At 54.2% G+C, this 22812-nt stretch carries 22 protein-coding genes; 17 read left to right on the forward strand and 5 right to left on the reverse strand.

The window, feature by feature from the left end:
- Positions 1 to 55 precede the first annotated feature (55 nt).
- A complete protein-coding gene (recQ, locus tag KE671_RS21485) occupies positions 56 to 1885 on the forward strand; it encodes an ATP-dependent DNA helicase RecQ (protein ID WP_206164663.1) in 1830 nt (609 codons plus the stop codon).
- Between the two features lie 65 nt (positions 1886 to 1950).
- Positions 1951 to 2571, forward strand: a complete 621-nt coding sequence (gene rhtC / locus KE671_RS21490; protein ID WP_042326133.1) for a threonine export protein RhtC — start codon at positions 1951 to 1953, stop codon at positions 2569 to 2571.
- Positions 2572 to 2613: 42 nt separating this feature from the next.
- On the opposite strand, the gene rhtB is transcribed toward rhtC, so the two are convergent.
- Positions 2614 to 3234 (reverse strand): homoserine/homoserine lactone efflux protein, encoded by a 621-nt coding sequence (rhtB, locus tag KE671_RS21495; protein WP_206164664.1) that lies wholly within the window; start codon positions 3232 to 3234, stop codon positions 2614 to 2616.
- A 111-nt stretch (positions 3235 to 3345) separates the two neighbouring features.
- Between rhtB and pldB the strand changes: the two genes are divergently transcribed.
- The 3 genes from pldB to KE671_RS21510 all read left to right on the forward strand — a co-directional run bounded on the left by pldB (position 3346) and on the right by KE671_RS21510 (position 6157).
- Positions 3346 to 4368 carry a lysophospholipase L2 gene (gene pldB, locus KE671_RS21500; RefSeq protein ID WP_206164665.1) on the forward strand — a complete coding sequence of 341 codons (1023 nt, stop codon included), beginning with the start codon at positions 3346 to 3348 and terminating at the stop codon, positions 4366 to 4368.
- An 8-nt stretch (positions 4369 to 4376) separates the two neighbouring features.
- On the forward strand, positions 4377 to 5177 hold the full coding sequence (gene yigL, locus KE671_RS21505) for a sugar/pyridoxal phosphate phosphatase YigL (protein ID WP_206164666.1): 801 nt from the start codon (positions 4377 to 4379) through the stop codon (positions 5175 to 5177).
- A gap of 80 nt (positions 5178 to 5257) precedes the next feature.
- Positions 5258 to 6157 (forward strand): carboxylate/amino acid/amine transporter, encoded by a 900-nt coding sequence (locus KE671_RS21510; RefSeq protein ID WP_206164667.1) that lies wholly within the window; start codon positions 5258 to 5260, stop codon positions 6155 to 6157.
- On the opposite strand, the gene metR is transcribed toward KE671_RS21510, so the two are convergent.
- The gene (metR, locus tag KE671_RS21515; RefSeq protein ID WP_206164668.1) at positions 6045 to 6998 is read right to left on the reverse strand and encodes an HTH-type transcriptional regulator MetR; all 954 of its coding nucleotides are present in this window, start codon (positions 6996 to 6998) and stop codon (positions 6045 to 6047) included. The genes KE671_RS21510 and metR overlap by 113 nt on opposite strands.
- 235 nt (positions 6999 to 7233) lie before the next feature.
- On the opposite strand from metR, the gene metE reads away from it, so the two are divergent.
- Positions 7234 to 9495, forward strand: coding sequence for a 5-methyltetrahydropteroyltriglutamate--homocysteine S-methyltransferase (metE, locus tag KE671_RS21520; protein WP_206164669.1), 2262 nt, complete (start codon positions 7234 to 7236; stop codon positions 9493 to 9495).
- 66 nt (positions 9496 to 9561) lie between these two features.
- On the opposite strand, the gene KE671_RS21525 is transcribed toward metE, so the two are convergent.
- Positions 9562 to 10371 carry a dienelactone hydrolase family protein gene (locus tag KE671_RS21525; RefSeq protein ID WP_206164670.1) on the reverse strand — a complete coding sequence of 270 codons (810 nt, stop codon included), beginning with the start codon at positions 10369 to 10371 and terminating at the stop codon, positions 9562 to 9564.
- A 260-nt stretch (positions 10372 to 10631) separates the two neighbouring features.
- On the opposite strand from KE671_RS21525, the gene udp reads away from it, so the two are divergent.
- The 9 genes from udp to tatD all read left to right on the forward strand — a co-directional run bounded on the left by udp (position 10632) and on the right by tatD (position 18580).
- A complete protein-coding gene (gene udp, locus KE671_RS21530; protein WP_042998824.1) occupies positions 10632 to 11393 on the forward strand; it encodes a uridine phosphorylase in 762 nt (253 codons plus the stop codon).
- A gap of 153 nt (positions 11394 to 11546) precedes the next feature.
- Positions 11547 to 12974: a DNA recombination protein RmuC gene (rmuC, locus tag KE671_RS21535; protein ID WP_206164671.1), complete on the forward strand. Its 1428-nt coding sequence runs from the start codon at positions 11547 to 11549 to the stop codon at positions 12972 to 12974.
- 94 nt (positions 12975 to 13068) lie between these two features.
- Positions 13069 to 13824, forward strand: a complete 756-nt coding sequence (ubiE, locus tag KE671_RS21540) for a bifunctional demethylmenaquinone methyltransferase/2-methoxy-6-polyprenyl-1,4-benzoquinol methylase UbiE (protein ID WP_206164672.1) — start codon at positions 13069 to 13071, stop codon at positions 13822 to 13824.
- Positions 13825 to 13837: 13 nt separating this feature from the next.
- Positions 13838 to 14443 carry a ubiquinone biosynthesis protein UbiJ gene (gene ubiJ, locus KE671_RS21545; protein ID WP_206164673.1) on the forward strand — a complete coding sequence of 202 codons (606 nt, stop codon included), beginning with the start codon at positions 13838 to 13840 and terminating at the stop codon, positions 14441 to 14443.
- Positions 14440 to 16080: a ubiquinone biosynthesis regulatory protein kinase UbiB gene (gene ubiB, locus KE671_RS21550; protein ID WP_206164674.1), complete on the forward strand. Its 1641-nt coding sequence runs from the start codon at positions 14440 to 14442 to the stop codon at positions 16078 to 16080. Before ubiJ ends, ubiB begins: the two co-directional genes overlap by 4 nt.
- Positions 16081 to 16158: 78 nt before the next feature.
- Complete coding sequence (gene tatA, locus KE671_RS21555; protein ID WP_206164675.1) at positions 16159 to 16428, forward strand: Sec-independent protein translocase subunit TatA; 270 nt, start codon at positions 16159 to 16161, stop codon at positions 16426 to 16428.
- A gap of 3 nt (positions 16429 to 16431) precedes the next feature.
- A complete protein-coding gene (gene tatB / locus KE671_RS21560) occupies positions 16432 to 16962 on the forward strand; it encodes a Sec-independent protein translocase protein TatB (protein ID WP_206164676.1) in 531 nt (176 codons plus the stop codon).
- A gap of 2 nt (positions 16963 to 16964) precedes the next feature.
- Positions 16965 to 17756, forward strand: coding sequence for a Sec-independent protein translocase subunit TatC (gene tatC / locus KE671_RS21565; protein ID WP_061075742.1), 792 nt, complete (start codon positions 16965 to 16967; stop codon positions 17754 to 17756).
- Between the two features lie 41 nt (positions 17757 to 17797).
- Complete coding sequence (tatD, locus tag KE671_RS21570) at positions 17798 to 18580, forward strand: 3'-5' ssDNA/RNA exonuclease TatD (protein ID WP_206164677.1); 783 nt, start codon at positions 17798 to 17800, stop codon at positions 18578 to 18580.
- A gap of 7 nt (positions 18581 to 18587) precedes the next feature.
- Here tatD and rfaH read toward each other — a convergent pair whose 3' ends face one another.
- On the reverse strand, positions 18588 to 19076 hold the full coding sequence (gene rfaH, locus KE671_RS21575; RefSeq protein ID WP_206164678.1) for a transcription/translation regulatory transformer protein RfaH: 489 nt from the start codon (positions 19074 to 19076) through the stop codon (positions 18588 to 18590).
- Positions 19077 to 19244: 168 nt separating this feature from the next.
- On the opposite strand from rfaH, the gene ubiD reads away from it, so the two are divergent.
- Together ubiD and fre are read left to right on the forward strand one after the other, a co-directional pair.
- Positions 19245 to 20738, forward strand: coding sequence for a 4-hydroxy-3-polyprenylbenzoate decarboxylase (gene ubiD, locus KE671_RS21580; protein ID WP_206164679.1), 1494 nt, complete (start codon positions 19245 to 19247; stop codon positions 20736 to 20738).
- A gap of 38 nt (positions 20739 to 20776) precedes the next feature.
- Entirely contained in the window at positions 20777 to 21478 is a 702-nt protein-coding gene (fre, locus tag KE671_RS21585; protein ID WP_206164680.1) for an NAD(P)H-flavin reductase, read from the forward strand.
- Positions 21479 to 21642: 164 nt separating this feature from the next.
- On the opposite strand, the gene fadA is transcribed toward fre, so the two are convergent.
- The gene (fadA, locus tag KE671_RS21590) at positions 21643 to 22806 is read right to left on the reverse strand and encodes an acetyl-CoA C-acyltransferase FadA (protein WP_206164681.1); all 1164 of its coding nucleotides are present in this window, start codon (positions 22804 to 22806) and stop codon (positions 21643 to 21645) included.
- Positions 22807 to 22812 lie beyond the last annotated feature (6 nt).

Below are 22812 nucleotides of genomic sequence, written 5' to 3' on the forward strand. Positions count from 1 at the left end.
TCTTCCTCAGGCGCTGAAAATAGCGCCTGTTTTGATTTAAGCGAACGGGGTTAATGTGGCGCAGGCGGAAGTGTTGAATCTGGAGTCAGGGGCTAAGCAGGTTTTGCAGGAAACCTTTGGCTACCAACAGTTTCGCCCGGGTCAGGAAGCGATTATCGACACCGTTGTTTCGGGACGCGACTGCCTGGTCGTGATGCCGACCGGGGGCGGAAAATCCTTGTGCTATCAAATCCCCGCCTTATTGCTCAACGGCCTGACAGTGGTCGTTTCACCGCTTATTTCCCTGATGAAAGATCAGGTCGATCAGTTGCTGGCGAACGGCGTGGCGGCGGCGTGTCTGAACTCGACGCAAACGCGCGAACAGCAGCTTGAGGTGATGGCGGGTTGTCGAACCGGGCAAATTCGCCTGCTGTATATCGCGCCTGAACGCCTGATGCTGGACAACTTTCTTGAACATCTGGCGCACTGGAATCCGGTACTGCTGGCCGTGGACGAAGCGCACTGCATCTCACAGTGGGGACACGACTTCCGCCCGGAATATGCCGCTCTGGGCCAGCTCAGACAGCGTTTTCCTGCCCTGCCGTTTGTGGCGCTGACCGCCACCGCCGATGAAACCACGCGGCTGGATATTGTTCGCCTGCTTGGGCTGAACGATCCCTTAATCCAGATCAGCAGCTTTGACCGCCCGAACATCCGCTACATGTTGATGGAGAAGTTTAAACCGCTCGATCAGCTCATGCGTTATGTTCAGGAGCAACGCGGTAAGTCCGGCATTATTTACTGCAACAGTCGTGCAAAGGTGGAAGACACCGCCGCGCGTCTGCAAAGTCGAGGCATTAGCGCTGCGGCGTACCATGCCGGACTAGAAAATGATATTCGCGCCGACGTGCAGGAAAAATTTCAGCGCGACGATCTGCAAATCGTCGTCGCGACTGTCGCTTTCGGTATGGGGATCAATAAACCCAACGTGCGCTTTGTGGTGCATTTCGATATTCCGCGCAACATTGAATCCTACTATCAGGAAACGGGTCGTGCCGGGCGTGACGGTCTGCCAGCGGAGGCAATGCTGTTTTACGATCCGGCGGATATGGCCTGGCTGCGACGCTGCCTGGAAGAGAAACCGCAAGGGCAATTACAGGATATTGAACGGCATAAGCTAAATGCGATGGGAGCGTTTGCCGAGGCGCAAACCTGCCGTCGTCTGGTGCTTCTGAACTACTTTGGCGAGGGGCGTCAGGAGCCGTGCGGTAACTGCGATATCTGTCTCGATCCACCGAAACAGTATGATGGCGTGAAGGACGCGCAGATTGCGCTCTCAACCATTGGTCGGGTAAATCAGCGCTTTGGGATGGGTTACGTGGTGGAAGTGATTCGCGGAGCGAACAGCCAGCGCATTCGTGAGCTCGGCCATGACAAGCTCAAAGTGTACGGTATGGGACGCGAGCAGAGCCACGAGCACTGGGTGAGCGTGATCCGCCAGTTGATTCACCTGGGCTTCGTTACTCAGAATATCGCCCAGCATTCCGCGCTACAGCTCACCGACGCTTCACGTCCGGTGCTGCGCGGCGAGGTCGCTCTGCAACTCGCTGTGCCGCGTATTGTCGCGCTGAAACCACGGGTGATGCAGAAATCGTTTGGTGGCAATTACGATCGCAAACTGTTCGCCAAACTGCGCAAGCTGCGTAAAGCCATTGCCGATGAAGAGAACATCCCGCCGTACGTCGTCTTTAACGATGCCACGTTAATTGAGATGGCGGAACAGATGCCGGTTTCCGCGAGCGAAATGCTCAGCGTTAACGGCGTGGGCATGCGTAAACTGGAGCGCTTCGGCAAAGAATTTATGGCGCTTATCCGCGCTCATGTCGATGGTGACGACGAACAGTAGTCAGCCAGACAAAAAAGTGCCAGGATGGTGACTCACTGAACTGTTTCCCCCGCGAGTATTTCATCATGTTAATGTTATTTCTCACCGTGGCGATGGTGCACATTGTGGCACTGATGAGCCCGGGGCCGGATTTCTTTTTCGTCTCGCAGACGGCGGTCAGCCGCTCGCGCAAAGAAGCGATGATGGGCGTGCTCGGCATTACCTGTGGTGTCATGGTCTGGGCGGGCATTGCGCTGCTCGGCCTGCATTTGATCATCGAAAAAATGGCCTGGCTACACACCATCATTATGGTGGGTGGCGGCCTGTATCTGTGCTGGATGGGCTACCAGATGCTGCGCGGCGCGTTGAAAAAGCAGGATGTTGCCGCACCCACGCCGCAGGTTGAGCTGGCGCAAAGCGGCCGCAGTTTCCTAAAAGGTTTACTGACGAACCTGGCTAACCCGAAAGCCATCATCTACTTCGGTTCGGTCTTTTCTCTGTTTGTCGGCGACAGCGTCGGTACTGCCGCACGCTGGGGGATTTTCGTGCTGATTATCGTTGAGACTTTCGCGTGGTTTACCGTCGTGGCGAGTCTTTTTGCGCTGCCGAAAATGCGTCGTGGGTATCAGCGGCTGGCAAAATGGATCGACGGTTTTGCCGGAGCGTTGTTTGCCGGTTTCGGCATTCATCTGATCATTTCACGCTAAGGCTACGTGCCGGATACGCGCCAGACGCTATCCGGCAACCCGTCAGGCGTGGCGCGCCGACGCCAGCAGTGCCCCCACCAGCATGAACAGTGAACCGAAGACTTTATTCAACGCCTTCATCTGTTTCGGTCCTTTGATCCACAACGCGATACGCTGCGCCAGCGTGGCATAGCCGATCATTACCACGATATCGACCATAATAGTGGTCACGCCGAGCACGATATACTGCATCAGCTGTGGTTCTTTTGGCATCACGAACTGTGGGAAAAGGGCCGCCAGAAAGACAATGCTTTTGGGGTTCGTCAGGTTGACGAAGACCGCGCGTTTAAACAGGCGACCGCGCGACTGGGTCTGGGCCATGGTATTGAGATCAATGGCCCCGGCGGCGCGCCATTGCTGGATGCCTAACCAAATCAGATAGGCAGCGCCCGCCCATTTCAGTACCTCAAAGGCGATGACGGAGCGTGAAAACAGGGTGCCCAGACCAACGCCGACCAGGACGATATGAATGCCCAGTCCGGCCTGCAACCCGGCAATTGACGCCGCAGCCCCGCGATAGCCATGATTGATGGAAGTTGTCATGGTGTTGATGGCGCCAGAGCCTGGTGAAAGGCTCAAAATTATGGATGTCAGCAGGTAGGCAAACCACCATTCGAAGGTCATGAGAAACTCCCTGATTGTCTATTTTTATGCCACAATACGCTACTGTTGCGGTGTTGTGTCAGACATGACTGAAAAAACGATTTTTACCTGGTAAACGAGGCTGGATACCCGATGTTTCAGCAGCAAAAAGACTGGGAAACGAGAGAAAACGCGTTTGCGGCTTTTTCCATGGGGTCGCTGACAGACTTCTGGCGTCAGCGAGAGGAAGCGGAATTGACCGGCGTCGGCCGTGTGCCGGTGCGCTTTGTTCGGTTTCGTGCAGCGGATAACGATCGGGTGATTGTCGTCTGTCCGGGGCGAATTGAAAGCTATGTGAAATACGCTGAGCTGGCATATGACCTGTTTCATCTGGGCTTTGATGTCCTCATTATTGACCATCGCGGCCAGGGGCGTTCAGGGCGTATGCTATCGGATCCTAATCGCGGTCATGTCGATAATTTCACCGACTATGTTGATGATTTATCGGCGTTCTGGGAACAGGAAGTGCAGCCGGGGCCGTGGCGTAAACGCTATATTCTGGCGCATTCGATGGGCGGAGCGATTGCGACACTGTTTTTGCAGCGTCATCCGCATCAGTGCGATGCGATCGCGCTCTGCGCGCCAATGTTTGGTATTGTGATGCGTCTGCCAGACTGGATGGTACGTCATATCCTCGACTGGGCCGAAGGCCATCAGCGTATCCGGGAAGGATATGCGATCGGTACTGGACGCTGGCGAGCATTGCCCTTTGGCATGAATTTATTAACGCACAGTCGACAGCGCTATCGGCGTAATTTACGTTTTTATGCCGATGAGCCCCAGCTGCGTGTCGGCGGCCCGACCTTTCACTGGGTACGGGAAGGTATCCTGGCGGCTGAACAGGTGCTGGCCGGTGCGGGCGATGACGCCACGCCAACCCTGCTAATTCAGGCCGAAGAAGAGCGTGTGGTGGATAACCGCATGCACGAACGCTTTTGTGAACTCCGCGCTGCCGCGGGCCATCCTGTTGAAGGGGGTCAACCGCTGGTCATCAACGGCGCTTACCATGAGATCCTTTTTGAAAAGGACGCTATGCGCTCAGTCGCGCTCCAGGCTATTGTTGATTTTTTCAACAAGCATAACTTACCAGCGGAAACCGCTTTGCTTAGAGGTTAAATCTTTATATGTATCAGGTTGTTGCGTCTGATTTAGATGGCACACTGCTCTCTCCCGACCATACCCTTAGTCCGTACGCGAAAGAGACATTGAAACTGCTGACAGCACGTGGCGTTAACTTTGTCTTTGCGACCGGTCGTCACCACGTTGATGTGGGACAAATCCGCGATAATCTGGAGATTAAGTGCTACATGATTACCTCCAACGGCGCACGTGTGCATGATATGGACGGTAATCTGGTGTTTACGCATAATCTGGATCGTGATATCGCCAGCGATCTGTTTGGCGTAGTGAACACAAACCCGGATATCATCACTAACGTTTATCGTGACGACGAATGGTTTATGAACCGCCATCGTCCGGATGAGATGCGCTTTTTCAAAGAGGCGGTGTTCCATTACTCGCTGTTTGAACCCGGTTTACTGGAGCCGGAAGGCGTCAGCAAAGTGTTCTTCACCAGTCATTCCCATGACATACTGCTGCCTCTGGAACAGGCGATCAATGCGCGATGGGGCGATCGCGTGAACGTGAGTTTTTCCACCCTCACCTGTCTGGAAGTGATGGCAGGCGGTGTGTCGAAAGGCCATGCACTGGAAGCGGTCGCGAAAGCCATGGGTTACAGTCTCCAGGACTGTATCGCCTTTGGCGACGGGATGAACGATGCTGAAATGCTGTCGATGGCGGGTAAAGGCTGCATTATGGCCGGAGCGCATCAGCGCCTGAAGGATCTGCATCCCGAGCTGGAAGTGATCGGCTCGAACGTTGACGATGCGGTGCCGCATTATCTGCGGGATCTCTATTTACGCTAAAACAATCGTGCGCTATTTAATCAGTTGTCAACCGCACTCTCCGCTACAATGGATACTCCTTATTCTACGAGATATCCATTGTGGCGTTACTCATCATTACCACAATCCTGTGGGCCTTCTCCTTTAGTTTGTATGGCGAATACCTCGCCGGGCATGTTGACAGCTATTTTGCCGTGCTGATTCGGGTTGGCCTTGCAGCTATCGTATTCCTGCCTTTCCTGCGTACCCGTGGACACAGTCTGAAGACCATCGGCCTGTATATGCTGGTGGGCGCCATGCAGCTTGGCATCATGTATATGCTGAGTTTCCATGCTTATCTCTACCTGACGGTCTCTGAACTGCTGCTATTTACCGTGTTGACGCCGCTTTATATCACGCTGATTTATGATGTGATGAGCAAACGTCGCCTGCGCTGGGGTTATGCTTTTAGCGCGCTGCTGGCGGTGATTGGCGCAGGAATTATTCGCTATGATCAGGTAACCGATCATTTCTGGACAGGCCTGCTGCTGGTACAGCTTTCCAATATCAGTTTCGCCATCGGGATGGTGGGTTATAAACGCCTGATGGAGACGCGTCCGATGCCGCAGCATAACGCGTTTGCCTGGTTTTACGTCGGCGCGTTTCTGGTTGCAGTCATCGCCTGGTTCACGCTGGGGAATGCGCAGAAAATGCCGGAAACCACGCTGCAATGGAGCATTCTGGTGTTCCTGGGCGTGGCGGCGTCGGGGATTGGCTACTTCATGTGGAACTACGGCGCCACCCAGGTGGATGCAGGGACACTGGGTATTATGAATAATATGCACGTCCCCGCCGGACTGCTGGTTAACCTGGCAATCTGGCACCAACAGCCCCACTGGCCGAGTTTTATCACAGGCGCGGTTGTGATTCTGGCTTCATTGTGGGTACATCGGAAGTGGGTCGCTCCGCGCTCCGAACAAACGGCAGATGATCGCAGGCGTGATTGCGCGCCGAGCGAATAAACGCTTCAGTTACCGGCTGGCGCTGCTCGCCGTCACGCACGGCGGCGTACAGACGGCTCCATAAGCCATCCCCCAGGGTTCTGGTCACGACCAGACCCTGGCGTTCAAAACTCTCCACGACCCAGTGCGGCAGGGCGGCAATGCCCATATTTGCTGCCACCATCTGAATCAACAGCAGGGTGTTATCCACGCTTTTCAGCGACGGACTGACTCCCGCAGGCTGAAGAAAATGACGCCAGACGTCCAGCCGACTGCGCTGTACCGGATAAATCAGCAGCGTTTCGCTGGCTAAATCTTCTGGCGTGATCTGTGTTTTGCTGGTCAGCGGATGCTCGGGGGCCAGCACCAGGCGGACTTCAAAATCAAACATCGGCGAATAGTGCAGCCCGCTGCGCGGCAGAATGTCAGAAGTCATCACCAGATCCAGTTCGTCCTGCTGGAGCGCGGGCTGGGGGTCAAACGTCACGCCGGATTTAAAATCCATCTCCACCTGCGGCCATTTGGCGCGGAAGTTCTCCAGCGCCGGCGTCAGCCATTGAATACAGCTATGGCACTCGATGGCGATACGCAAACGGGTCTGCTGCGGTTCGTTACAGGCCTGCAACGCGCGGTTAATTTGCGGCAGCACCTGACTGGCTAACTGCAACAGGATCTCGCCCTGTGGGGTAAAACGCAGCGGCTGGCTTTTACGTATGAATAACCGAAAGCCAAGGCGTTGTTCCAGATCGCTGAACTGGTGAGACAGGGCGGATTGGGTCTGATGTAGCGTCGCCGCGGCGGCTGCCAGTGACCCGGTATTCCGCAACGCCTGGAGCGTTTTCAGGTGTTTAATCTCGATCATGAAAGTCCTTCACTTCGGCATGAACAAATTGCGCTTGAGGAATATACAGTACTTGCGAATTATAGATGTGTAAACATCTGGACGTCCAAAATCCTTCGTCTTTTAAATTTATGGTGCGTTGGCTGCGTTTACTCACCCCAGTCACTTACTTCAGTAAGCTCCTGGGGATGCGCAAACTTACCGCCTTCCCTAAATTCAAAATCCATAGGATTTACATATAATTAGAGGCAGTAAAATGACAATATTGAATCACACCCTCGGTTTTCCTCGTGTTGGCCTGCGTCGCGAGCTGAAAAAAGCGCAAGAGAGCTACTGGGCGGGTACTGCGACCCGTGAAGAACTGCTGGCGGTGGGCCGCGAACTGCGTGCGCGTCATTGGGATCAACAAAAGCAGGCGGGTATCGATCTTCTGCCGGTTGGTGATTTTGCCTGGTACGATCATGTTCTGACCACCAGCCTGCTGCTTGGTAATATCCCGGCGCGTCATCTGAATAAAGACGGTTCCGTGGATATCGACACCCTGTTCCGTATTGGTCGCGGTCGTGCGCCGACGGGCGAACCGGCAGCGGCGGCAGAAATGACCAAATGGTTTAACACTAACTATCACTACATGGTGCCAGAGTTCGTGAAAGGCCAGCAGTTTAAACTGACCTGGACACAACTGCTGGATGAAGTGGACGAGGCGCTGGCGTTGGGTCACAAGGTGAAACCTGTCCTGTTGGGGCCGGTAACATACCTGTGGCTGGGCAAAGTGAAAGGTGAGCAGTTCGACCGCCTTAACCTGCTAAATGACATTCTGCCGGTTTATAAGCAGGTCCTGAGCGAACTGGCAAAACGCGGTATCGAGTGGGTGCAGATCGACGAACCGGCCCTGGTGCTGGAACTGCCGCAGGCGTGGCTAAATGTTTTCAAACCGGCCTATGATGCGCTTTCCGGGCAGGTGAAACTGCTGCTGACCACTTACTTTGAAGGCGTGACGCCTAATCTTGATACTATCGCCGCGCTGCCCGTGCAGGGGCTACATGTGGATCTGGTCCACGGTAAAGACGACGTGGCTGAGCTGCATAAACGACTGCCGTCTGGCTGGCTGCTGTCTGCTGGCCTGGTCAATGGACGCAACGTCTGGCGCGCCGATCTGAGCGAAAAATATGCCCAGATTAAAGATATTGCCGATCAGCGTAATCTGTGGGTCGGCTCGTCCTGCTCACTGCTGCACAGCCCCATCGATCTCAGCGTCGAAACCCGTCTGGACGCGGAGGTGAAGAGCTGGTTTGCCTTCGCTCTGCAAAAATGTGCGGAACTGACCTTGTTGCGCGACGCGCTGAACAGTGGTGACACCACGGCTATCGCCGAATGGAGCGCACCGATTCAGGCGCGTCGCCACTCAACCCGTGTGCACAATGCGGCGGTGGAAAAACGTCTGGCGGCCATTACCGCGCAGGACAGCCAGCGTGCTAACCCTTACGACGTGCGCGCTCAAGCTCAGCGTGCGCGCTTTAACCTGCCGGCGTGGCCGACAACGACGATTGGTTCGTTCCCGCAGACCACTGAAATCCGCAGCCTGCGTCTGGATTTCAAAAAAGGCCAGCTTGATGCCAACAACTACCACACCGGCATCGCGGAGCATATTAAGCAGGCGATTGTTGAGCAGGAACGTCTGGGTCTGGACGTGCTGGTCCACGGCGAAGCTGAGCGTAACGACATGGTGGAATATTTCGGCGAGCACCTGGACGGTTTCGTGTTTACCCAGAATGGATGGGTACAAAGTTACGGTTCCCGCTGCGTGAAGCCGCCGGTGGTCATAGGCGACGTCAGCCGCCCGCAAGCGATCACCGTTGAGTGGGCGAAGTATGCGCAGTCGCTGACTGACAAGCCGGTGAAAGGCATGCTGACCGGCCCGGTGACCATTCTCTGCTGGTCTTTCCCACGCGAAGATGTGAGCCGCGAAACCATCGCCAAACAGATTGCGCTGGCGCTGCGTGACGAGGTGGCGGATCTGGAAGCGGCGGGCATTGGCATCATTCAGATAGACGAACCGGCGTTGCGCGAAGGGCTGCCGTTGCGTCGCAGCGACTGGGATGCTTATCTGGCGTGGGGTGTGGAAGCGTTTCGCATCAATGCTGCGGTGGCGAAGGACGAGACTCAAATCCATACCCACATGTGTTACTGCGAGTTTAACGACATCATGGATTCCATCGCCGCGCTGGATGCGGACGTGATCACTATCGAAACCTCGCGTTCTGATATGGAGTTGCTGGAGTCGTTCGAAGAGTTTGATTATCCCAATGAAATCGGGCCGGGCGTGTATGACATTCACTCGCCGAACGTCCCGAGTGTAGAGTGGATTGAGGCGCTGTTGCAAAAAGCGGCACAGCGTATCCCGGCTGAACGCCTGTGGGTGAACCCGGACTGTGGTCTGAAAACCCGTGGCTGGCCGGAAACCCGTAGCGCGCTGGCGAACATGGTGAAAGCCGCGCAGAATCTGCGTCAGGCATAATCGCCGTAGGCCGGGTAAGGCGAAGCCGCCGCCCGGCCTGTTGTCGGGTGGCGGTCCAGACCTGCGTTATTTCTTACTTCCGTACTGCGCAAACCATGCCAGCATTCTTTGCCAGCCGTCTTTGGCGGATTCTTCGTGATAGCTCGAGCGATAGTCGGCATTGAAGGCATGGCCGGCATCGGGATAGACGACAATCTCCGTTTTGGCGTTAGCGGCACGTAAGGCCTGGCGCATGATCTCCACGCTCTCCTGCGAAATACTGTTATCCTGACCGCCATAGAGCCCCAACACCGGCGCGTTCAGATCGGTCGCCACATCGACAGGGTGTTTTGGTGAGTTCAGTGATTTATCGCCCGTCAATTTTCCATACCACGCCACGGCCGCCTTAAGTTGCGGGTTATGCGCCGCATAAAGCCAGGTTATACGGCCACCCCAGCAAAAGCCGGTGATCATCAGGCGATGGACGTCACCGCCATTACGTGAAGCCCAACTGGCGACGTGATCAAGGTCGGCCAGAACCTGAGAATCCGGCACTTTTGCCACCAGACCACTCAACAAAGTGGGAATATCGGCGAAATCATTGGGATCGCCCTCGCGGAAGTAGAGTTCTGGCGCGATTGCCAGGTATCCTTCCAGCGCCAGACGGCGACAGACGTCACGGATATGTTCATGCACGCCAAAGATTTCCTGCACTACAATGACCACAGGCAGTGGTCCATCGCTCTTTTTCGGGCGAGCGTGAAATGCCGGCATATCGTCTCCCTGGGAAGGGATTGACGTAAGACCCGCGACAATGGCGTCGTCCGGAGTATGAACTGAGGTAGAGGCAACAGGGGATGCTGCAGGTGCAAAACCGGTTTGTGGTGTTGATGTCATGGTATTCTCCGTACCCTTAGAAAAATAGCGCACTATTAACTATAGACAGCCTTTAACCATTCACACTGCCTCAAACGGCTCGCTTTTTGTGCAAAGAAAGAGAAAACCGGGTTGTTGATGTGATATTGGTCACTATTTACAGGTAAATTAATGCAACTGATTTACATCATGGTGATGGTTATCACGAAAATATCTTAAGTCCTTCGGTAAAGTGTCTTTTTGCTTCTTCTGACAAAAACCGAATCACAGAGGAGTTTTATATGTCCAGGTCTGACGTTTTTCATCTCGGCCTCACCAAGAACGATTTACAAGGGGCTACGCTGGCTATCGTCCCTGGCGATCCGGAACGTGTGGAAAAGATCGCCGCGCTGATGGAGAAGCCGGTTAAGCTGGCATCTCACCGTGAATTCACCACCTGGCGCGCAGAGCTGGACGGTAAAGCCGTCATCGTCTGCTCAACCGGTATCGGCGGCCCGTCTACCTCGATTGCGGTGGAAGAACTGGCCCAGTTGGGCATTCGTACCTTCCTGCGTATTGGCACCACTGGCGCCATTCAGCCGCACATCAATGTTGGCGATGTTCTGGTCACCACCGCGTCCGTTCGTCTGGATGGCGCAAGCCTGCACTTTGCGCCGATGGAGTACCCGGCAGTCGCAGACTTTGAATGCACCACCGCGCTGGTTGAAGCGGCAAAGTCCATCGGTGCCACCACTCATGTGGGTGTGACCGCCTCTTCTGACACCTTCTATCCAGGTCAGGAACGTTACGACACCTTCTCCGGTCGCGTGGTGCGTCGTTTCAAAGGCTCTATGGAAGAGTGGCAGTCAATGGGCGTGATGAACTACGAAATGGAATCCGCCACGTTGCTCACCATGTGCGCAAGCCAGGGATTGCGTGCCGGGATGGTCGCTGGTGTCATTGTCAACCGTACTCAACAAGAGATCCCGAATGCTGAGACGATGAAGCAAACCGAAAGCCACGCGGTGAAAATCGTAGTGGAAGCGGCACGTCGTCTGATTTAATCCTTTTCTCTGACGGTTAAAGGCCGACGTGTTCGGCCTTTTTCTTTTACGCCTTTATTTTGCGTAGCTCCTCGTAGGAAATCTCTTTGAAACTGGACGTTTATACAGCACAATTCTATTTTGTGCGGGTGATGTATGGCGTCAGGAGGCATTTTGGATATCTCAATCATCATTTATGCGGTTATCGCGCTGGTGGGCATTGCGCTTGGCTGGTTGATTGCCAGCTATCAGCATGCGCACCAGAAAGCCGAACAATTCGCTGAACGTGAAGAGATGGTGGCGGCATTAAGTGCCGCAAAGCAGCAGCTTGCCCAAAGTGAACACTGGCGTGACGAGTGTGAGTTGCTCAATAACGAATTGCGCAGTCTGCGCAGTATTAACACCTCGCTGGAGGCGGATCTGCGGGAAGTCACCACGCGAATGGAAGCGACACAGCAGCATGCGGAAGAAAAAGTCCGTCAGATGATCAACAGCGAGCAGCGGCTCAACGAGCAGTTTGAAAACCTGGCGAACCGGATCTTCGAACAAAGCAACCGCCGGGTTGATGAGCAAAACCGACAGAGCCTGAACAGCCTGCTGACGCCGCTTCGCGAGCAACTGGACGGGTTTCGCCGTCAGGTACAGGACAGCTTCGGTCAGGAAGCGCGTGAGCGCCATACCCTGGCGCATGAAATTCGTAATCTGCAACAGCTCAACGCGCAAATGGCCCAGGAAGCGGTCAATCTGACACGCGCACTGAAAGGCGACAACAAAACGCAGGGAAACTGGGGTGAAGTGGTGCTTACCCGCGTGCTGGAGGCGTCCGGCTTGCGTGCCGGATACGAGTACGAAACGCAGGTCAGTATCGAAAATGACCTCCGTTCCCGCATGCAGCCCGACGTAATTGTGCGCTTGCCGCAGGGCAAAGATGTAGTGATCGACGCCAAAATGACGCTGGTGGCTTACGAACGCTATTTCAATGCGGAAGATGATTACACCCGCGAAAGCGCGCTTCAGGAGCACATTGCCTCCGTGCGTAACCATATCCGTTTGCTGGGGCGTAAGGATTATCAGCAGCTTCCGGGACTGCGCACACTGGATTACGTACTGATGTTTATCCCCGTGGAACCCGCATTTTTGTTGGCGCTCGACAGACAGCCCGAACTGATAACCGAGGCGCTTAAGAATAATATTATGCTGGTCAGTCCAACGACGCTGCTGGTGGCACTGCGTACCATTGCGAATCTGTGGCGCTACGAGCATCAAAGCCGTAACGCGCAACAGATCGCTGACCGCGCCAGCAAGCTCTATGACAAGATGCGTCTCTTTGTCGATGATATGTCCTCCATTGGACAGAGTCTCGACAAAGCGCAGGACAACTACCGTCAGGCGATGAAAAAGCTTACTTCCGGTCGCGGCAATGTGCTGGCACAGGCGGAAGCGTTTCGTGGCTTAGGGGTGGAAATTAAGCGTGAGATAAACCCTGACCTGGCGGAACAGGCCACAACGCAAGATGAAGAGTATCGGTTGCGATCGGTACCCGAAGAGCGGGAAGATAGCGCGTATTCCGGCGACGACGGAATCAGGCAACAATCAAATTAGTCCGTTCGGGGCAGCCAGGACGGGCGGAAGGGTAGGGCAATGCGCCCCAATCTGTTACACTTCTCGAACAATTTTTTGATGAGCAGGCACTGAGATGGTGGATAATTCACAAGAAACGACGCACTTTGGTTTTCAGACTGTCGCTAAAGAGCAGAAAGCGGACATGGTGGCCCACGTTTTTCATTCGGTGGCATCAAAATATGATGTCATGAACGATTTGATGTCTTTTGGCATCCATCGTTTGTGGAAACGCTTCACTATCGACTGTAGCGGCGTGCGCCGTGGTCAGACTGTACTGGATTTAGCGGGGGGGACAGGTGACCTGACGGCTAAATTCTCGCGCCTGGTCGGGGAAACCGGCAAGGTGATTCTGGCAGATATTAATGACTCGATGCTCAAAATGGGTCGCGAGAAACTGCGCAATATCGGTGTGATCGGTAATGTGGAATACGTTCAGGCTAATGCCGAAGCGCTGCCCTTCCCGGACAACACCTTTGACTGCATTACTATTTCCTTCGGTTTGCGTAACGTCACGGACAAAGATAAAGCCCTGCGCTCCATGTTCCGCGTCCTGAAACCGGGTGGTCGCTTGCTGGTGCTGGAATTTTCTAAGCCGATTATCGAGCCGCTGAGCAAAGCCTACGACGCCTACTCTTTCCATATCCTGCCGCGCATTGGATCCATGGTCGCTAATGATGCCGACAGCTATCGCTATCTGGCTGAATCTATCCGTATGCATCCCGATCAGGACACATTGAAAGCGATGATGCAGGACGCCGGGTTCGAAAGCGTCGACTACTACAACCTGACGGCGGGTGTGGTTGCGCTACATCGCGGCTATAAGTTCTGACAGGAGATCGGGGATGCCTTTTAAACCCTTAGTGACGGCAGGAATGGAAAGTCTGCTCAATACATTTCTGTATCGTTCGCCGGCGCTGAAAACAGCGCGAGCACGTTTGCTGGGCAAGGTGCTGCGCGTGGAGCTAAAAGGCTTTTCGACATCATTAATTCTGGTATTTAGCGAGCGTCAGGTGGACGTGCTGGGCGAGTGGGCTGGCGAAGCCGACTGTACCGTCATTACCCTTGCCAGCGTATTGCCAAAATTACGCGATCGCCAGCAACTAACTGCGCTGATTCGCAGTGGCGAACTGGAAGTGCAGGGTGATATTCAGGTTGTGCAGAATTTCGTTGCCCTTGTCGATCTGGCGGAGTTCGACCCTGCGGAACTGCTGGCACCTTATACCGGTGATATTGCGGCGGAAGGGATTGGCAAAGCCCTGCGCGGCGGGGCAAAATTTCTCCGTCACGGGCTCCAGCGTCAGCAACGCTATGTTGCCGAAGCCATTACGGAAGAGTGGCGAATGGCTCCTGGATCGCTTGAGGTTGCATGGTTTGCGGAAGAAACGGCAGCTGTGGAACGCGCTGTCGATGCGCTGACCCGGCGGCTGGAAAAACTGGAGGCTAAATGACGCCAGGTGAAGTACGGCGCCTATATTTCATCATTCGCACTTTCTTAAGTTACGGACTAGATGAACTCATTCCCAAAATGCGGATCACGCTGCCGCTGCGGTTATGGCGTTACTGCCTGTTCTGGATGCCAAACCGGCATAAAGACAAATTACTGGGAGAGCGACTGAGACTGGCTCTGCAAGAGTTAGGGCCAGTGTGGATCAAGTTTGGCCAAATGCTCTCGACCCGCCGCGATCTTTTCCCTCCGCATATCGCCGATCAGCTTGCATTGTTACAGGATAAAGTCGCCCCATTTGATGGCAAACTGGCTAAAGCACAAATTGAAGAAGCGATGGGCGGACTGCCAGTTGAAGCCTGGTTTGATGAATTTGAAATCGTACCGCTGGCATCAGCGTCGATTGCCCAGGTACATACGGCAAGACTGAAAACAAACGGCAAGGAAGTCGTTATCAAAGTCATTCGTCCGGACATTCTGCCGGTCATCAAAGCAGACCTGAAACTGATTTACCGTCTTGCTCGTTGGGTGCCGCGCCTGTTGCCGGATGGTCGTCGTCTGCGACCGACGGAAGTGGTGCGTGAATATGAAAAAACGCTGATTGATGAGCTGAATCTGCTCCGCGAGTCAGCTAACGCTATCCAGCTACGTCGTAACTTTGAAGACAGCCCAATGCTGTACATCCCGGAAGTCTATTCTGACTATTGCAGTGAGAATATGATGGTGATGGAACGCATTTACGGCATCCCCGTTTCCGATGTGGTGACGCTGGAGAAAAACGGCACCAACATGAAGTTGCTGGCGGAGCGCGGCGTGCAGGTTTTCTTCACTCAGGTCTTTCGCGACAGCTTTTTCCACGCCGATATGCACCCCGGAAACATCTTTGTCAGTTATGAACACCCCGAAAATCCGAAATATATTGGCATTGATTGCGGCATTGTCGGCTCTCTGAACAAGGAAGATAAGCGTTACCTGGCGGAGAACTTCATCGCGTTTTTTAATCGTGATTACCGCAAGGTTGCGGAACTGCATGTCGATTCTGGCTGGGTTCCGCCGGATACCAACGTTGAAGAGTTTGAGTTTGCGATTCGTACCGTGTGCGAGCCTATCTTCGAGAAACCGCTGGCAGAAATCTCGTTTGGTCACGTTTTGTTAAACCTTTTCAATACGGCGCGTCGATTTAACATGGAAGTGCAGCCCCAACTGGTATTGTTGCAAAAGACATTACTGTATGTTGAGGGCGTAGGTCGTCAGCTCTATCCGCAGTTGGATCTCTGGAAAACGGCGAAGCCTTTTCTGGAATCATGGATTAAAGATCAGGTCGGTATTCCGGCGCTGGTCAGGGCATTTAAGGAAAAAGCGCCGTTCTGGGTCGAAAAAATGCCAGAACTCCCTGAACTGGTGTACGACAGTTTGCGCCAGGGCAAATATTTACAGCACAGTGTTGATAAGATTGCGCGCGAGCTTCAGGAGAATCATGTGCGTCAGGGCCAATCCCGTTACTTATTGGGAATTGGTGCCACGTTGCTCTTAAGTGGGACATTCCTGCTGATTAATCGTCCTGAATGGGGCTATATGCCCGGCTGGTTAATGGCGGGCGGTCTGGTCGCCTGGATTGTCGGCTGGCGCAAAACTCGCTGATTTTTTCATCGCTCAAGGCAGGCCGGGTAACGTATACTACGGCCTTAATAATTCATCATCTATCACAGAGGAACATGTATGGGTGGTATCAGTATTTGGCAGTTGGTGATCATTGCCGTCATCGTTGTACTGTTGTTTGGCACCAAGAAACTCGGCTCCATCGGTTCCGATCTTGGCGCATCGATCAAAGGCTTCAAAAAAGCCATGAGTGATGATGATGCTAAACAGGATAAAGCCAGTCAGGACGCTGACTTTACCGCGAAGTCTATTACTGACAAACCGGCAGACGCTAATAAAGAAACTGCGAAAAAAGAAGACGCGAAAAGCCACGATAAAGAGCAGGTGTAATTCGTGTTTGATATCGGTTTTAGCGAACTGTTACTGGTATTTATTATCGGCCTCGTCGTACTGGGGCCGCAGCGATTGCCGGTAGCCGTCAAAACGATAGCTGGCTGGATACGCGCGTTGCGATCCCTTGCGACCACCGTTCAGAATGAACTGACCCAGGAGCTTAAGCTCCAGGAGTTTCAGGACAGCCTGAAAAAGGTTGAGAAAGCGAGCCTGGAAAACCTGACTCCTGAGCTGAAAGCCTCGATGGATGAATTGCGCCAGGCGGCGGAGTCAATGAAGCGTTCCTATAGCGCGAACGAGCCCGAAAAAGCGAGCGACGAAGCGCACACTATCCATAACCCGGTGGTGAAAGGGAACGAAGAACAGCATGAAGGGGTCACGCCCGCCACTGCTGAAGTCCAGGCCAGTGCACCGGAACAGGCTCCTGAGATTGTCGGACAGACGCCTCCTGCCGTCAATGTGAAGGACGCTGAACCGAAAACCGCTGCCCCTGTTGCTGGCTCCTCCCCTACGTCGAGTGATAAACCGTAAACATGGCTGTAGAAGATACTCAACCGCTTATCACGCACCTGATTGAGCTGCGTAAACGTCTGCTTAACTGCATTATTGCGGTTATCGTGATTTTTCTGGCATTGGTCTATTTTGCCAATGACATCTATCACCTGGTTTCCTCGCCGCTTATCAAACAGTTACCACAGGGTGCGACCATGATCGCGACGGATGTCGCATCACCGTTCTTCACCCCGATCAAATTAACCTTCATGGTGTCGCTGATCCTGTCAGCGCCGGTGATCCTTTATCAGGTCTGGGCATTTATCGCGCCAGCGCTGTATAAGCATGAACGCCGGATGGTGGTGCCGTTGCTGATCTCCAGCTCGTTACTGTTCTATATCGGTATGGCGTTTGCCTACTTTGTCGTGTTCCCGCTGGCGTTTGGCTTCCTTGCCAATACCGCGCCGGAAGGCGTGCAGGTCTCGACGGATATTGCCAGCTACCTGAGCTTTGTCATGGCGCTGTTTATGGCGTTCGGGGTCTCTTTCGAGGTGCCCGTTGCCATCGTGCTGCTCTGCTGGATGGGGGTAACGACGCCGGACGATTTGCGTAAAAAGCGGCCTTACGTGCTGGTCGGCGCGTTTGTGGTGGGGATGTTGCTGACGCCGCCGGATGTTTTTTCCCAGACGTTACTGGCGATCCCGATGTACTGCCTGTTTGAAGTCGGTGTTTTCTTCTCACGCTTCTATGTCGGTAAGCGACAGACGCGGGATGAAGATAACGAGGCGGAATCAGAAGCCGACGCTGAAAAAGCCGAGAAGACAGAAGAGTAAATTCAACCGCCCGTCAGGGCGGTTGTTGTATGGAGCGAAACATGTTTGATATCGGCGTTAATCTAACCAGTTCGCAGTTTTTGAAAGATCGTGATGAAGTCGTGGCACGCGCGACGGCCGCTGGCGTGAATGGCCTGCTTCTTACCGGAACCAATCTGTATGAAAGTCAGCAGGCACAACGGCTGGCGCAGACCTATCCTCACTGCTGGTCGACGGCCGGTGTTCACCCGCATGACAGCAGCCAGTGGCAGCCTGTAACAGAGGACGCGATTGTGGCGCTGGCGAACCAGCCGGAGGTCGTGGCGATTGGCGAATGTGGTCTCGATTTCAATCGCAATTTTTCCACCCCGCAGGAGCAAGAGCGGGCGTTTGACGCACAGTTGCGTATCGCCGCTGAGTTACAGATGCCGGTCTTTATGCATTGTCGTGATGCGCATGCGCGGTTCCTGACGCTGCTGGATCCGTGGCTGGACAAACTCCCGGGCGCGGTGCTGCACTGCTTTACCGGTACGCGTGAGGAGATGCAGGCGTGTGTCGACAGGGGCATATATATCGGTATTACGGGCTGGGTATGTGATGAACGTCGTGGGCTTGAACTGCGCGAATTGCTACCGTTTATTCCGGCCAGACAGTTGCTGATTGAAACCGACGCGCCGTATTTGTTGCCGCGCGATCTCTCGCCGAAACCCGCATCGCGACGTAACGAACCGGCACATCTGCCACATATTCTTGAGCGTATTGCCCACTGGCGTGGCGACGATCCGCAATGGCTTTCCGCCACAACGGATGCGAACGTCAGAACCCTGTTTGGAATTACGTTCTGAGTCGCTGTTAGAGTTTACGGAAACCGGTATTTTTCACGCTCTGCTTCACCTCTTTATTCAACAGGTTGAGCAGCAGCATGGAGCGCGCCTCACCGTCCGGTTCAGTGAAGATCGCCTGCAAGCCTTCAAAAGCCCCTTCCGTAATGACCACATGGTCGCCGGGATAAGGCGTTTCAGGATCGACAATGCCTTCTGGTTTATAGACGGAGAGCTGGTGAATCACCGTGGAAGGGACAATTGCCGGCGAGGCACCAAAGCGGACAAAATGGCTGACGCCGCGTGTGGCATTGATCGTCGTGGTATGAATGACTTCCGGGTCAAATTCCACGAATAGATAGTTTGGAAACAGGGGTTCGCTGACTGCGGTACGTTTTCCACGCACTATTTTTTCCAGGGTGATCATCGGCGTCAGGCAGCTCACTGCCTGTCTTTCGAGGTGTTCCTGAGCACGCTGAAGTTGCCCGCGCTTGCAGTACAGTAAATACCAGGATTGCATAATGACTCTTATCCGCTTGTTCGGGGCGCAAGCATAGCAAATGCAAGGCGTGAAGTTAATTATAATCCCGGCGGCGGCGGTGGGCTGCAAGAGTTCACGCTAATTTAACAAAAATACAGCATCACGATGATGAACGCCGTATAATGAGGCGCTTACGAAGAGGCCACAATGGACGCCATGAAATATCACGATTTACGCGACTTCTTGACGCTGCTTGAACAACAGGGCGAACTCAAACGCATTACGCTTGACGTGGATCCACACCTGGAAATCACAGAAATAGCCGACCGCACGCTACGAGCCGGTGGCCCTGCGCTGCTGTTTGAAAACCCCAAAGGCTATTCGATGCCGGTGTTGTGTAATCTGTTTGGTACGCCAAAACGTGTCGCGATGGGCATGGGGCAGGATGATGTTTCTGCGCTGCGGGAAGTGGGTAAATTACTGGCCTTTTTGAAAGAGCCGGAGCCGCCGAAAGGCTTTCGCGATCTGTTTGATAAACTGCCACAGTTCAAACAGGTGCTGAATATGCCGACGAAGCGACTGCGCGGTGCGCCGTGCCAGCAAAAAATCATCTCGGGCGATGACGTCGATTTAAACCGAATTCCCATTATGACCTGCTGGCCAGAAGACGCTGCGCCGCTCATTACCTGGGGGTTGACCGTGACACGTGGCCCGCATAAAGAACGGCAGAATCTGGGCATTTATCGCCAGCAGTTGATTGGCAAAAATAAACTGATCATGCGCTGGCTGTCTCATCGTGGCGGTGCGCTGGATTATCAGGAGTGGTGTGCGGCGCATTCGGGTGAACGTTTCCCGGTTTCTGTTGCGTTGGGGGCGGACCCTGCCACCATTCTTGGCGCGGTAACGCCGGTACCGGATACCCTCTCAGAGTACGCGTTTGCTGGTCTACTACGTGGGACAAAAACCGAAGTGGTTAAATGTCTGTCTAACGATCTTGAAGTGCCTGCCAGTGCGGAAATTGTGCTGGAAGGGTATATCGATCCGGGTGAAATGGCGCCGGAAGGCCCGTATGGCGACCATACAGGGTATTATAATGAAGTGGATAGCTTCCCCGTTTTTACCGTCACGCATATTACCCAGCGTGAGGATGCGATTTACCATTCGACCTACACCGGTCGTCCGCCGGATGAACCTGCCGTACTCGGCGTTGCGCTGAATGAAGTGTTTGTGCCGATTCTGCAAAAACAGTTCCCGGAAATCGTCGATTTTTACCTGCCGCCGGAAGGGTGCTCATATCGCCTCGCCGTTGTCACCATAAAAAAACAGTACGCGGGACATGCGAAACGCGTCATGATGGGTGTCTGGTCATTTTTACGCCAGTTTATGTACACCAAATTTGTTATCGTTTGTGATGATGACGTCAATGCACGCGACTGGAACGATGTGATTTGGGCGATTACCACCCGTATGGATCCGGCAAGGGACACGGTGCTGGTAGAAAATACGCCAATTGATTATCTGGATTTTGCCTCGCCGGTCTCCGGTCTGGGTTCAAAAATGGGGCTGGATGCCACGAACAAATGGCCAGGTGAAACCCAACGCGAGTGGGGACGCCCAATTAAAAAAGATCCCGACGTGACCGCCCGCATCGATGCGATTTGGGATGAACTGGCCATCTTTAATGACGGTAAAGGCGCCTGAGGCGCTCGTTTTGCCCTACAGACCCATAGAGGGAGCGCATGACAACCTTAAGCTGTAAAGTGACCTCGGTAGAAGCTATCACTGATACCGTATACCGTGTTCGTTTAGTACCCGACGCGGCATTTTCCTTTCGCGCCGGTCAATATTTGATGGTCGTGATGGATGAGCGGGATAAACGCCCGTTTTCAATGGCCTCTACGCCGGATGAGCAAGGTTTTATTGAGCTCCACATTGGTGCGTCAGAAATTAATCTCTATGCCAAAGCCGTGATGGATCGCATCCTGAAAGACCATGAGATAACGATAGATATTCCGCATGGTGATGCATGGCTGCGTGACGATGAAGAGCGTCCGCTGATCCTGATTGCAGGCGGTACGGGCTTTTCCTACGCCCGTTCTATTCTGCTGACGGCGCTGGCGCATAATCCCAATCGTGAGGTCACGATTTACTGGGGCGGTCGCGAAGTGAAGCACCTCTACGATCTCTCTGAACTTGAAGCGCTCTCTGTCAACCACCCTAATCTGCGCGTAGAAGCGGTGGTGGAACAACCTGAAGCTGGCTGGCGTGGGCGTACAGGGACGGTTTTAACGGCAGTCATGCAAGATCACGGCTCGCTGGCTGAACATGATATCTATATTGCCGGGCGTTTTGAGATGGCGAAAATTGCGCGTGACTTGTTCTGTAATGAGCGCAGTGCACGAGAAGATCGCCTGTTTGGCGATGCGTTCGCCTTCATCTGACACGATAACAATAAAAAACCCGCCCCTGACAGGCGGGAAGAACGGCAACTAAATTGTTATACAGTGACGTTTTCGTTGTAGGCCGGATAAGATGCTTTAGCGTCGCCATCCGGCAATCGAGCCGGGGGCGCTTCGCTTACCCGGCCTACAATGAGTGAATATCTTTACACCCGTTCAAATACTGTCGCGATACCCTGACCTAACCCAATACACATCGTCGCCAGACCGAACTGGACATCTTTGCGTTCCATCAGGTTGAGCAGCGTGGTACTGATGCGCGCACCAGAGCAACCCAGCGGATGGCCGAGCGCAATCGCACCGCCGTTAAGGTTGATCTTCTCGTCGATCTGCTCCATCAGTCCCAGATCTTTAATGCACGGGAGGATCTGAGCGGCGAACGCTTCATTCATCTCAAACAAACCGATATCGCTGGCGGAAAGCCCGGCTTTTTTTAGCGCCAGCTTTGATGCCGGAACCGGGCCGTAGCCCATGATGGAAGGGTCACAACCCACCACCGCCATTGAGCGCACGCGGGCACGAGGCTTCAGGCCCAGCTCACGCGCACGGCTTTCACTCATCACCAGCATGGCGGCAGCGCCATCGGAGAGAGCTGAAGAGGTGCCTGCGGTGACCGTACCACTGACCGGGTCAAACGCCGGACGCAGAGTGGACAAAGCTTCAACCGTGGTTTCCGGGCGGATCACTTCGTCGTAGTTAAACTGCTTTAGCACGCCATCGGCGTCATGTCCGCCGGTCGGGATAATTTCATTCTTAAACGCGCCAGACTGCGTTGCGGCCCAGGCGCGGGCGTGTGAACGCGCGGCAAAGGCATCCTGCATTTCACGGCTGATGCCGTGCATGCGGGAGAGCATCTCCGCCGTCAACCCCATCATGCCAGCCGCTTTGGCGACGTTACGGCTCAGGCCCGGGTGAAAATCGACGCCGTGGCTCATCGGCACATGGCCCATGTGCTCCACTCCGCCCACCAGGCAGGACTGCGCATCGCCGGTCATGATCATGCGTGCGGCGTCATGCAATGCCTGCATCGATGAACCACACAGACGGTTGACGGTCACTGCTGGAACCGAGTGTGGCACTTCTGCCAGCAGCGCGGCGTTACGGGCGATGTTAAAGCCCTGTTCCAGCGTCTGCTGCACACAGCCCCAGTAGATGTCATCAAGCGCAGCCGCTTCCAGCGCTGGATTACGCGCCAGCAGGCTACGCATCAAATGCGCGGAGAGGTCTTCCGCACGTACGTTGCGAAACGCGCCACCTTTCGAACGGCCCATCGGGGTACGGATCGCATCAACAATTACAACCTGTTCCATTGTGAC

The sequence above is a fragment of the Citrobacter amalonaticus genome, from assembly GCF_018252635.1.
GTDB lineage: Bacteria > Pseudomonadota > Gammaproteobacteria > Enterobacterales > Enterobacteriaceae > Citrobacter_A > Citrobacter_A amalonaticus_E.